Here is an 11,589-nt window from a genome sequence, read left to right as displayed (position 1 = left end):
AGCGCGTTAGTGGTCGGTCTGTCCGTCTTAGGATCCCTGCACGTGGCACACACCTTCGAAGAACTCGTGAACCTGCAGATCGTTGCGGACGAAGCGCACGCCCAGGTCCTGAAGTTGGCGGACTCGTACGGGCCGCCGTCGCAGGACGGCGGCTGGAGCGAGGAGCAGGTTGCCGCGTACGACGCGGCATGGAAGGTCTGGCGCAAGAGCGCCGAAGAGGTGCAGGCCGCAGTCACGGGGCATGCGCAGGAGCAGGGCGCGGCCCGCTTTCAGGTCGAGGCGGACGTGCGGAAGACCGCACGGCATCCCGAGCCCGCAGCGCCTGTTGAGTAGCAGCCGTCAGGCGGTGGAGATCCGGTACTCGCCGACTTCGGGAGCCCAGTCGGAGGTGATCGGCGGGATGGGCTCGTCGCCGACGCCCTGCTCGCTCGCGTGCTCGTCCGGCTCGGCGGACGCGTCGGTGTCGCTGTGCTCGTTCGTCATGGCCGTCAGCATGGCAGGGGGCTGCGACTCTTCTGGCCAGCTCGTCAACAGGATGCCGTCGATCTCGTCAGTGAGGGTGATGAGCGGCTGAGTGAGGTTGCCGTGGGAGCCGATCCAGTTGCGGAACTTTTCGCGCGCCACCTCCTGATCGCTCCACCAGCCGCGCATGATCGTACCGCCGGCGCAGGACACCGCGACGCGGAAGCGCTCCTGAGCACTGGTCACGGCGGGGCCTGGCTCTGCGGCCCATCTCCTGCCACTCCTCGTGGCTGACGGTTCGCATCGTGAGTCCGTACTCCGTCCGCGCGGTAGCGAGCCGTGGCCTCCGGATCATCCTTGACCCGGTGGCCAGTCTCGGGCGGCGCAGGGTCCAGGCCGGCGCCGTCTATGGAGTGCTGTCTGAGCAGCTCCTCGATATCGATCAGGTCCACACTGTCTCCAGTGCCCCTCGGGATGCGCGGATCACGCTACCTCCTAGAATCGAACATGTGAACGATGCTGGCCCATCGAGACTCGCCCCGCTCCGTTTCCTGGAGCGCGTGCAGGAGCGAGACTTGGCCCGCACACGCCGGTGGATCGCTCAGGAGGAGCAGCGCGAGGCCGAACGGCAGCGCGGACTCGCCGCCCTGCCGCCGGCGCCGGACTGGCTGATCGAGCGGGGCCTGTCCCACAGCAACGCCGTATACGTCCACGTCGGCGGCTGCTGGAACGCAGGCTCGCGGTCCAAGGGCGTTGAGCGGGACCAGGCGCTGCGCGCACTAGCTGAGGGTGTCGATGCCTGCCCGCAGTGCCGGCCGGACACCGCGCTGGGCATCCTCGACTAGGCGCTGCGCGGCCGACGCCCTGTCGCCTTCTTTGCCGCACTTTTCTTCGCGGTCGCCTTCTTGGCCGGCTGCTTCTTCGCCGCCTTCTTTGCCGCGGTCTTCTTCGGCAGTTCGTGCACGTCTGCGTTTTCACCGCGCGAGGACCTGGCCTTTTCGACCGACGCGTTGAGCGCGGCCATGAGGTCGAGGACTTGGGCCGGCTTGTCAGGTGTCGGTGCCTCGGGGAGCTCGCGGTCTTCCCGCTTGGCCTCGATGATTTTCGCGAGGGCGTCGGTGTAGGCGTCCTCGAACTCGGGGCCGTTGAGGTCGTCGCGCGCCATCGACTCCATCAGGGCAAGTGCCCCCTCGATCTCCTCCTCCGACACTTTCTCGTCAGGCGGATCGACGGCAGCCGGGGGGCGGATCTCGTCAGGCCAGCGCATCGCATGCAGCACGATCACGTCATCGCGGATCCGTAGCAGGCCGAGCCGTTCGCGCCCGCTCCAGGCGTACTTGGCGACGGCCACCTTCGACGACCGTGCGAGTGCCTGCACCAGGAGCTTGTACGGCTTCGCCGCGACCTGCCCGTCCGGGGCGAGGTAGTAGCCCTCGCCGATCTGGATCGGGTCGATGGACTCCAGCGGCACGAAAGCCTCAATCTCGATCGCCTTCGCCGTGGGCAGCGGCAGCTCCCGCAGGTCCACATCGGAGATGGCGACGATCTGGTCCTTGGCGTACTCGTAGCCCTTGCCAATCTCCGACTGGGCGACCTCGCGGTCCTCCAGCTCGCACACCTTCTTCACCCGCACCCGGCCCATGTCCTCCAAGTGGTACTGGTGGAACTGGATGCTGTGGTTCTCAGTCGCACTCTGGACGTGGATAGGCACCGTGACCAGGCCAAAGCTGATAGCGCCGTTCCATACAGTTCGAGGCATGGGAACCTCCGCGTGAGCCCCGAGAAGATCAGCGTACGACCACCACTACGGTCCTGCTCGGGTACCTCCGCTGACACCAGAGAAGGGGTACGCCGTGGCATCCACTTCGGCTCGAGCCGTCGGATCACATCCCGAAACCCGAAGAGGCTGGCCCTATTCAGCGGCCTCATAGGAATGAGACACCAAAGATAGATTCCCTTGACATTCCTATCAGGCGCTCATAAATATCAAGCGCCTGAGCGTCCGTCAGCGTGCAAATGTAATCGCACACTGCGCGATTAACCTTTGCATTCCTGTTCAAGTTCGAACCGGCCTGAAGATCCCGTCGAGCCACATTGTAGAATTCAATCAGAGCAGAGGGGATTCTTGGACTATCCTCTTCTCTGCATAGCCAGTCTCGCAGCGTCACGTACAGTTCACGTATGACCTTTTTTTGACCTTCCTGCGCGAGAGCCAACGCGGGATTATGGATCACATAGAACCAGGTCAGCTCTTTTAGGGCCTCGACCTCGTACTGTTGCCTTTCATGGATTCGAACATAGGGCCACTCATCCAGGGGCTCAGCTGCCGACACGTAGTCACGTAGACGAGCAGAGGTCACCTCGTGTAGTAGCTGTCGATCGCGCTGTGTGTCGGAAAATGGGCGCGCAAACGGCAGCGAGGCGACCACACTCCTCAATGCGTCTTCAAACATTCCCGCATTGAAACCGTTAAGAGATCGCGTGAGGCGGGCCACTCCGTGAGCGACGATTTTACCGAAATCATCTTCTATCTCATGCAAGGGAATAAGACCCGCACGGAAGTAATCTTCTACATCATGTATCGCATAACTGATGTCATCCGCCCAGTCAACAAGAATAGCGGCAACGCTTCGACCGGCAGTGCCCGACTCTCCTCTGATCCAGGTGAAAACCCTAGACTCGCTCTCGTAGTAACCCCATTTGCTTCCATATTCGCGGTCTATCCATTCATGCTCCCCCTTACTTCCTGTAGCGGAAACTTCTTCCTTCTTTTGCGGGTATTTTAGGACGGCGTCAAGGCTACCGCGCGCTAGATTAAGTCCTTGCGAGCCGGTTTCACGCACAGCCAACTTCGTGACAATCCTGAACGATTGGGCATTGCCTTCAAATCCTTCAAGTCCGTCAACAGTTGACATGAGTTCATTGAGGACAGACTCTGCTGCATGACCAAACGGTGGATGCCCGATATCGTGAGCCAGACCAGCAGTCTCCACAACAGCAGGATGAAGCACCTTTTCTAGAGACCTGTTCCCATCCTCAGGGTCGTAAAGAATCCTGTCGGCGAGCCGGCGCCCAACCTCCGCAACCTTCAAACTGTGGGTCAATCGATTGTGCAGGAGTCGCTGCTCAGTCGCCGGGGCGACTTGAGTCACCCCATTGAGCCTACGAAAGGCTGTTGAGTAGAAGATCCTTCCGCGATCTTCATCGAACGGACTCGCGTAGTCGCCGGGAAGTCGCTTACTGTTATATTTGCGAGCTTCCGGGTCCAGGTTTGACGACATGACGAACTCCCGCAGTGACGATCCTCAAGGTGCTGGAACCCTCAAGTTCGCGCGAGATTCCCTTCCTTTCGATCAAAAGAGATCTCGCCAACACTCAGCAGATGCCATATGGCCTGCCTCACAGGCCATTTATCGAATCCCGTACGCTCCATGCCCTCCCGCTCAAGCAGCGCGAAAGGGACAGGCTCTGAATGGGCATCCATTACCTCTATCAGAACGCTCCGGACTTGCTCAGATTGCCACAATTCATGCTGTTCCTGAACTTGCCGGTCGAGGCGGTCGGACATAATGTCCCTTCGCGTACGGGTCGCAACCGCCTTCACATACAAGTGTGCCCCCACACCACTCTGCGCGCGAGCGCACCGAGTCGCGATGAGGCACTCCAGGGAAGGGATGTTGCGACTGTTGCTTTGACGATCCTGCCGTTCGCCCGGAGTAACCTAAGTTTCCAAGGTCACCTCGGCGAGGCACTTAAGCCATTTCGACGGCATCCTTGCCGACATCGGCCCGCACTGTAAAGGCCCAGGTGAGGAGGAACACTCACCGGAGATCACACCGTTCAGCGCGGGAACCAGCTGGCGTGCGTGTTTGAGTGCCGCAAGAGATCGACTCGAGGTATCGCGGGCAGCGGGCGGCAGCCCCCGATCTTGCTTCGCCACAGGTGACAGGGCACCCTCTGCGTTGATGCCTAGGCTTCTCAAGCTGAGCTGGAAAAGATCATGCTGGCGAGCCATGCAGCGCCAGTTGCGGGATCTCTGCCCGACAGCACGGACTGCTGTCTCATCAGCCTGCTCTGATCGATTGGCAGGCCCATCGAGAAGGTTCGCTTCCGCCTGGAGCAGACCCTGACAAGGTCGAGCGAGCATGCGCGGCGTTGAAGGACCGTCCCTTCAGTCACCAGTTCCAGACGAAGAAGTCGTGCCAGACCTGTGCCAGATCGTGCGGGGAGCCACGGGAACCCAGAGGAATGCCGACCTCGCACCAGGCCCCCGAAGCCGCTCAGCCGCAGGGCAACCCCGGAAACAAGCCCCAGATGCCCTCAGCTTCCCAAGCTGAGGGCTCAGGCATCGTCGTCGCAGACACACGCCTGGGTTCCCTAAACCTGAGGGCCTGCAGCCCCCGGTCGTGGGTCATGCCGGTTTCCCGGACTCGCAAGCATCATCGCGGGCCCGGGCTCAACCATCCGCGTCCTCGCACTGCGCAACCGCGTGGGCTGATGGCATGCCCTTTACGCCGCCCTGTATTCCAGGAAGGGGTTGCAGAGCAGAGGCACCCTGAGCCAGCCGCCCATCGCGTCGTACCCAGGTCAATCCATCGCGGTCTGTGAATTGCAAACCACCACTCTCCAGGATGGCAACGTGATCTGCGACAGGCCGCCATCCGGCTTTTGTCGGCACCCCCTGCAAGTACGGCGAAGCGAAGCTGTGAAGGCTTGCTAGGGCGGCGCTCATCTCTTCGCTGTAGCCGAGCTGGTCCTGGGTGATCGTCATATCCGTACAGGGAGGCACACTCGTCAGTGAGAGCGACCAGCCGACCCAAGTCAGTTTCGGATGGCCCGCTACCACCTTCGTACGGCCGTCTACCGCCACGAAGGTCAGGTGCACGTTGGTGACGGGGTCGGGACTCCTGTTCGCCAGGTGCAGGGACCACTTGCCGTGCGCATCCTGAATTGCCCAGATGGATACCCGGGATGCCTGAGCGCGTTCCGACTTGGTCTCCGCCTCCTGCGACTGATGGAGTTGGTCTTGAGCAACCAGCACTGCCCACACGGTCCCCGGAACGGCAAGCAGCACGGTCAGTAGGCTTCCTATCACCGTGAGGTCGCGCCACTGACGGGGCCTCCTCCCAGCCTCCGGCTCGGGCAGTTCTTGACGGATCCGGGCCCGTACCCGATTAGGCGCGGCGCGCCGCATGGCCAGCCGTAGTCGTACCCGCCTCTGCGGCTCCTCTGACATCCGTCTCCTTGGTGTAGCACAGAGCGAGCGTTCACGGCCCGACGCCCTCGATGGTGGTACTGGTCCACTTGTCGGCTTCACGGGCCATCAAAACGAGGGCTTCGCGAAGTTGATGAAGAGCCAGATGAGCTTCGATCCGTAGGGCCATCGAGCAACTGCGCCGTACTGATGGAGATGCATCAACGTGCGTGAGGGCCAGGAGTCACCCACTTCCAGAGGTGCCCACCCGGCTTCGCGCACGGTCGGGTACGTGAGAAGCGAGTACGTCCCTTCTTTGCAGGCTGAAGGGAAAAAGTGGGCCCCGGTGGAGCGGCTGATCTTCAGCGGACTTTCCCACCGGAGCGTGCCGTCGGCGTCGGCTCCGTTCTGGTGCATGTCCAATTCCACCCCGAACGGGTCCACCGTGTCCTCAAGCTTGCGGGCGTTCCCGACTCGGTCAGCGTCCGGGCCAGGCGTGCCACCTGTGCTGATACAGGTGAAGGCGACGTCGCCTGCCCCTATGAGCGCATGAATGTTGACGAAGGCGGCGTGCTGCGCCAGGGGCCACTTCTTGGGCGGGAACCTTGCTGAGCTGCCAAGCGCATCGGCGTAGCCCGTCCCGTATATGCCGCCTTCATCCATCTCTCCGCGGATGTGGCGGTTGCGCAGTCTGAACATGGCGGCGACTGCTTCTGGGCTTTCCTGGATGTCTTCCCAGAGGGCCTCGGCCATATCCTCGTGAACTGTCATCGGGTCTCCTGCCTGGTCAGGCATTGCGACGGAATCGGGGACAGAAGACGGCACACCACGTAGAGCACCCGCCGGCCAGTGTCCGGATGCACCCACTCGCCCAGGAGTACCAGCGATGCTACGACGACGCTCGCCTCCTACATCGCCTCGCGAGCTGCCGGTCTGGCCGGCCGTCTCGAAAGGGTCCGCAGCAGTCCGCCTGGGCGACTGCGCTCACGTGGTTGGGCGGTCTCGTACTGCGCGACCTCCCGTCCTGCCCCGGGGTCAGTGCTTCTCGCTCCTCGCGCCTCAAAGTATCCGGTCATCTTTTCGTTCCTCTACGCAAGCTGCGACCTGGTCGGCAATGTGCTCGGGGGATTCATGCTCCCAAAAACGGAGGACAGTCCATCCGGCGGCCGTCAGGTGTTCGGTCGTTTCGACATACCGAGCCATGTTCTTGGCCAGCTTGACCTGCCACCATTCGACGTGGGCCCTCGGCTGTGTTGTGTGCTCGGGACAGCCGTGCCAGAAGCAGCCGTTCACGATGATGGCGATCTTGGCTTTGGTGAAGGCGATGTCGATTCGGCGACGGGGCATGTCGGGGACCGGATAGCTCACCCGGTAGCGGAGGCCCCTCGCATGTAAGAGTCGTCGGACCGCAACGTCGGCAGCAGTGTCGAGAGAGTTCTGCCGACTCATGCGGGCCGAGACAGCGTTGGAAGAAGGGATGCCGTGGTTCACAGCGGCATTCTGCCGGCGCGTGCGTGGGCGGGTCAGGGCAACGGGCCTCAAGCCAGCGTGGATCGGTGAGGCCCGCGTGCAAGATCAGGACGATACGTGGACAGGATTCGGCTACTCCTCTAACTGTGCCCGTAAAGCCGCAGGTCAGAGCTACTACCGTCGGTCGATCTTGAGGGGACTGTAAATCTGCCAACTCAACCTAGACGGCAGGCAGGCTGCTAACGCTCGACACTACGTCGTCTCACCCGCAGCCCCCGAAAGGCACCGACAAGGGCCTGCGGCGGTTCGGTCTCGTCACCTTCCGTGCTATCCGCTCACGGACGCGTCATCTTGTTGCGGCGGCCGATGCCCCGGAGGTGGAGAGGTGGCTGGGATCTGGTCCTTTGCAGCCGGGTCATCGGGGAGGAGCGTCGCCGAGACACTATTCCAGCGAACCAGGGAGGGAGTCGTTTGCATTGAGCCACGCCTGGATTTCTCTCGCCTCCCGCCAGCGTCCGAGCCTGAGGAGTACATCTGCCCGCAGGTCCAAGACAGAGTAGAGAGGTGAAAGGAATCGCTCAGGTGCCACTGTTACGAGCCTGCGGTAGATCTCTACAACTTCCGCCGTCGCCCGCAGGGCCCCGGGGAGGTCCTGCTGCGCTTCATAACGAACCCGTGCCCAATTGCACAGTGAGGTGGCGAGGTTGAGTTCGTGGGCGGACGGATTGTCCGCCGCCAACCGGCGGTAGACAACGACGGCTTCTTGCGTGACGGTGAGAGCTTCCTCCCATCGCCCCACCTCCGTCAGGAAAAATCCGAGGTTGGACAGCGAGGCTGCGAAATTGGGTTCGTGGGCCGGGTTGCTCGCCGCCAGCCGACGCCGAATCTCCAGCGCTTCCGTTGTCGCGGTGAGCGCTTCCTCTCGCCGCCCCACCTCCGACAGGAAAGGCCCGAGGTTGGATAGTGCGCCGGCGAGGGCGGGTTCGTGGGCCGGGTTGCTCGCCGCCAGCCGTCGCAGGATCTCCAACGCTTCCTGCGTCGCGGTGATGGCTTCCTCTCGCCGTCCCACCTCCGACAGGAATGCCCCGAGGTTGGTCAGCGAGGTTGCGAGGTCGGGTTCGTGGGCCGCCGGGTTGCTCGCCGCCAGCCGACGTTGGACGGCGACGGCCTCCTCGACGGCGGTCAGGGCTTCCTCCCGCAGCCCCATGGCCGACATTCGTTTGCCGAGGTTGGAGAGGGCGAGGGCAAGGTTGGGTTCGTGCGCGGCCGGATTGTTCGTCGCCAGCCGACGCCGGATCTCCACCGCTTCTTGTGTGGTGGTGAGGGCTTCCTCCCATCGCCCCACGGCCGACAGCCGGATGCCGAGGTTGGACAGCGAGGCTGCGAGGTTTGGTTCGTGGGCGGCCGGATTGTTCGCCACCAGCCGACGCCGGATCTCCACCGCTTCTTGTGTGGTGGTGAGGGCTTCCTCCCACCGCCCCACGGCCGACAGGCGGATGCCGACGCTGGACAGCGAGAGGGCGAGGGCGGGTTCGTGGGCGGCCGGGTTGCTCGCCGCCAGCTGGCGGTAGAGGGCGACGGCCTCCTCGGCGGCGGTAAGGGCTCCTTCCCACCGTCCCACGGCCCACAGCCGCATGCCGAAGTTGTACAGCGAGAGGGCGAGATCCGGTTCGAAGGCCGCGGAGTTGCTCGCCGCCAGCTGGCGGTAGAGGGCGACGGCCTCCTCGGTGGCAGTAAGGGCTTCCTCCCGTCGCCCTACTTCCGCCAGGGAACTTCCGAGGTTGGAGAGTGAGTTGGCGAGGTCGGGTTCATGGGTCGCCGGGTTGGCCGCTGCCAGTCGGCGGTAGATGGCGACGGCTTCCTGCGTGGCGGTGAGGGCTTCCTCCCGTCGCCCTACTTCCGCCAGGCAAGCTCCGAGGTTGGAGAGTGAGTTGGCGAGGTCGGGTTCATGGGTCGCCGGGTTGGCCGCTGCCAGTCGGCGGTAGATGGCGACGGCCTCCTGCGTGGCGGTGAGGGCTTCCTCATGCCGCCCCACCTCCGCCAGGAAAGCTCCGAGATTGGACAGCGAGTCGGCGAGGTGGGGTTCATGGGTCACCGCGTTGACCGCTGCCAGTCGACGGTAGAGGGCGACGGCCTCCTCGGTGGCGGTAAGGGCTTCCTCCCGTCGCCCTACCTCCGACAGGAATGCACCGAGGTTGGTGAGCGAGGTGGCAAGGTCGGGTTCGTGGGCGGGGGTGGCGCGAATGACGCCGCGCCAGGCCTGTAGGGCGTGTTGGCCGGTGGTGAGGGCTTCATCGCGAAGTCCGGCGTAGGACTGGCGTACAGCAAGGGAGTTGTAGATGCGAGCGCGAGTGGCGAGGTCGTTGGTGGTGGCTAAGCGATGGCTGGCCAAACGAGCAGTGATGGCAGCGATGCCGACGTCGAGGTCGGTGTGCCGGCCGGTGGGTAATCGGGGCTCGATGGCTTCCAGGACGGTGAGGTCGATGGTGTCAAGACTGGCCAGGGTGGCCAGTGCGGTGCCGCCAGCATGTAGGGCGAGTTCGGGATGTTTCTTGAGTAGAGGGTAGAGCTGGCCGGTGGCAATGTGGGGCCAGCGGCGGGCGGTTTCGATCAGGACAGTCAGGGCGTCACGGGTCCATGGTGCGGCCGCACTGCTGTCGGTGGGGTCGAGGAGGAGGCGCTCGGCGGCCTGGTGCGCCCAGTCGTCGGTGACGGCCCCGGGCACAGGGTGGGGGATGTCGGGGGCGTCGCGGCTGGCTGGGGTGGTCAGGCCGAGGAAGTCCTCACCGAGGCGGTCGGGATAGAGCGGTTCCAGCACGGTGACGGCGTGGGCGGGGTCGGCATGGGACGGGGGGTAGCAATAGCGGTGGTCGTCCAGGAGGGTGTTGGCGTCAACGGTGGAGTCGGCAAGCCCGATCCAGTTGAGCGCGGTCGCGCCGTTGGCCCGGGCCAGGGGGCGGGTGAGGGTGGCGGTCAGCACCGTGCGGCCCATCGCTTCCGGGGTTGTGGACAGCCGCTGGGATGGGCGCTGGTGCAGGGTGCTCCAGTGGAGGCGTTCGCGTTTGAGGAGGTAGGCGGTGGCGCGTGACGGATCGGTGGGAGCGCTTTCGTGGTGCAGGTAGGCGTCGACGGCGGCCAGGGCGGCGATGTGGATGGTCAGGATCTGGGCGTAGTCCTCGTCGGTGTCCAGGTCCGGGGGCGGGCCGATCCGGTCGGCTTGGTCAGTGGGCAGGCCGAGGTGGTCGGCGAAGCGGTCACGGGCCTCGCGGAACAAGCGGGCGCGTGCGGTTGGGTCTGCGGCTAGCGGCAGCAGGGGATGGGGCTCGGCGGGGGCGTCGAGCGTGTCGCCGATCCAGGTGTCCAGGCTCTCCCACCAGATACCGGCCGGGCGGGCGAGCAGCAGGATGCGCACGGGTAGACCAGTGCGGTGCAAGAGCGGCTCTTCCAGGAGTTCGTACAGGTCGGGTTTGGGCCAGCGTTCGGCGTAGTCGACCACCAGCACGATTCCTCTTCCGGTTTCGGGAGGTGGGCTGGTGGCGAGGGGGGCGGCGGTTTTGTTGACGGCCGCCTGCCACACCGTCCACTCCTTCGCGTGGCTCAGGTTGGCGAAGTGGCTGGCGAGTCGGGTTTTGCCCTGCCCGCCGGGGCCGTGCACCAGCCTGATGGCCAGCCCTGGGGTTGGATCGTCGCGCCAGCGGGCCAAGTCGTCGAGGTCGTCGTGGCGGCCAGTGAAGGGCACCACCTGATGTACCGCGCGCAGCAATCGGGAGGGCTGCTGCGCCAGCGTCCGGGCGGAGACCGGCCTCGGCGCGGCGGGATGGTCCTCGATCCGGTAGGCGGGCTTCCATTGGTAGACGAACTGAACGTGCTGAGTGCCGTGATCGCCGGCCTGGAAGGCGGTGGGGCCGTGGAAGGTGTTGCCGTGTACGCCCCCTTCGCCTGCCGGGACGGCGCCGGAGCTGGTCATGGCTGGGGACCGAAGTGGACATCCTGCTGGTTGTGGTTACCGGCTTGGAAGGCCGTGGGCCCGTTGAAGGTGTTTCCGGTCACGAGGCCTGCCTCACTAGCCGGGACCGGTGCGGCCTCGTCCAGTAACTGCCGCAACTCGGCGGCGGCCCGGGCGCGCTGCTCGTTGCCCAGATCTTCCAGCATGGATTCGATGCGGGTCTGCCACACCGCTTCCTGCCGTGACCTGATCTGCTCGGCGATGCCAGGTTCAGCGTCGGCAAGATCGGCCGCACTACCGTCTAGCCGATCCAACTCGCCGCGTTCGCGCTCCGCATCGCCGCGGCCCAACCATTGCGCCAGCTGGCTTCGCAGCCCTTCCCATGCATCTGTACCCGCCGCTTGCACTACTGCAGCGCCCCCTGCCGCGGCAAGTGCTGTCAACGCCTCAGGCAGCATGCTGTCCCCCTGTTGTCGCTCGTTGCATGCCGGTAGGACAAAGACCGTAGAGGTTGACC

The 11,589-nt window shown here is 64.3% G+C and carries 10 protein-coding genes; 2 read left to right on the top strand and 8 right to left on the bottom strand.

The genetic code is table 11. The annotated features are described in order from the left end of the window. The first annotated feature begins 42 nt into the window (after positions 1 to 42). On the top strand, positions 43 to 333 hold the full coding sequence (locus ACI2L1_RS12470) for a hypothetical protein (RefSeq protein WP_404739292.1): 291 nt from the start codon (positions 43 to 45) through the stop codon (positions 331 to 333). A 6-nt stretch (positions 334 to 339) separates the two neighbouring features. Here ACI2L1_RS12470 and ACI2L1_RS12465 read toward each other — a convergent pair whose 3' ends face one another. Continuing rightward, on the bottom strand, positions 340 to 708 hold the full coding sequence (locus tag ACI2L1_RS12465; protein WP_404739291.1) for a hypothetical protein: 369 nt from the start codon (positions 706 to 708) through the stop codon (positions 340 to 342). A gap of 329 nt (positions 709 to 1,037) precedes the next feature. Here ACI2L1_RS12465 and ACI2L1_RS12460 point away from each other — a divergent pair, with 329 nt between their 5' ends. Then, on the top strand, positions 1,038 to 1,307 hold the full coding sequence (locus ACI2L1_RS12460) for a DUF6233 domain-containing protein (protein ID WP_404739290.1): 270 nt from the start codon (positions 1,038 to 1,040) through the stop codon (positions 1,305 to 1,307). On the opposite strand, the gene ACI2L1_RS12455 is transcribed toward ACI2L1_RS12460, so the two are convergent. The 7 genes from ACI2L1_RS12455 to ACI2L1_RS12425 form a co-directional block, all read right to left on the bottom strand. After that, positions 1,304 to 2,221, bottom strand: a complete 918-nt coding sequence (locus ACI2L1_RS12455) for a Ku protein (protein ID WP_404739289.1) — start codon at positions 2,219 to 2,221, stop codon at positions 1,304 to 1,306. The genes ACI2L1_RS12460 and ACI2L1_RS12455 overlap by 4 nt on opposite strands. A 166-nt stretch (positions 2,222 to 2,387) precedes the next feature. Then, positions 2,388 to 3,743 (bottom strand): deoxyguanosinetriphosphate triphosphohydrolase family protein, encoded by a 1,356-nt coding sequence (locus ACI2L1_RS12450; RefSeq protein ID WP_404739288.1) that lies wholly within the window; start codon positions 3,741 to 3,743, stop codon positions 2,388 to 2,390. Positions 3,744 to 4,918: 1,175 nt separating this feature from the next. After that, entirely contained in the window at positions 4,919 to 5,536 is a 618-nt protein-coding gene (locus ACI2L1_RS12445) for a hypothetical protein (RefSeq protein ID WP_404739287.1), read from the bottom strand. 249 nt (positions 5,537 to 5,785) lie between these two features. After that, a complete protein-coding gene (locus ACI2L1_RS12440; RefSeq protein WP_404739286.1) occupies positions 5,786 to 6,427 on the bottom strand; it encodes a hypothetical protein in 642 nt (213 codons plus the stop codon). 288 nt (positions 6,428 to 6,715) lie between these two features. Further along, complete coding sequence (locus tag ACI2L1_RS12435; RefSeq protein ID WP_404739494.1) at positions 6,716 to 7,105, bottom strand: very short patch repair endonuclease; 390 nt, start codon at positions 7,103 to 7,105, stop codon at positions 6,716 to 6,718. Positions 7,106 to 7,568: 463 nt separating this feature from the next. Further along, positions 7,569 to 11,093 carry a tetratricopeptide repeat protein gene (locus ACI2L1_RS12430; protein WP_404739285.1) on the bottom strand — a complete coding sequence of 1,175 codons (3,525 nt, stop codon included), beginning with the start codon at positions 11,091 to 11,093 and terminating at the stop codon, positions 7,569 to 7,571. Further along, positions 11,090 to 11,530: a hypothetical protein gene (locus ACI2L1_RS12425; RefSeq protein WP_404739284.1), complete on the bottom strand. Its 441-nt coding sequence runs from the start codon at positions 11,528 to 11,530 to the stop codon at positions 11,090 to 11,092. Before ACI2L1_RS12425 ends, ACI2L1_RS12430 begins: the two co-directional genes overlap by 4 nt. Between the last annotated feature and the right edge of the window lie 59 nt (positions 11,531 to 11,589).

Source organism: Streptomyces sp. NPDC019531 (assembly GCF_044903305.1).
In the GTDB taxonomy this organism is placed as follows: Bacteria; Actinomycetota; Actinomycetes; order Streptomycetales; family Streptomycetaceae; genus Streptomyces.
This window is presented reverse-complemented; position numbering and strand designations above follow the sequence as displayed.

Bases quoted from the DNA above. Each gene is read 5' to 3' on its own strand.
- ACI2L1_RS12435 (WP_404739494.1), bottom strand. From the start codon at position 7,105: ATGAGTCGGCAGAACTCTCTCGACACTGCTGCCGACGTTGCGGTCCGA.
- ACI2L1_RS12455 (WP_404739289.1), bottom strand. From the start codon at position 2,221: ATGCCTCGAACTGTATGGAACGGCGCTATCAGCTTTGGCCTGGTCACG.
- ACI2L1_RS12450 (WP_404739288.1), bottom strand. From the start codon at position 3,743: ATGTCGTCAAACCTGGACCCGGAAGCTCGCAAATATAACAGTAAGCGA.
- ACI2L1_RS12440 (WP_404739286.1), bottom strand. From the start codon at position 6,427: ATGACAGTTCACGAGGATATGGCCGAGGCCCTCTGGGAAGACATCCAG.
- ACI2L1_RS12425 (WP_404739284.1), bottom strand. From the start codon at position 11,530: ATGCTGCCTGAGGCGTTGACAGCACTTGCCGCGGCAGGGGGCGCTGCA.
- ACI2L1_RS12430 (WP_404739285.1), bottom strand. From the start codon at position 11,093: ATGACCAGCTCCGGCGCCGTCCCGGCAGGCGAAGGGGGCGTACACGGC.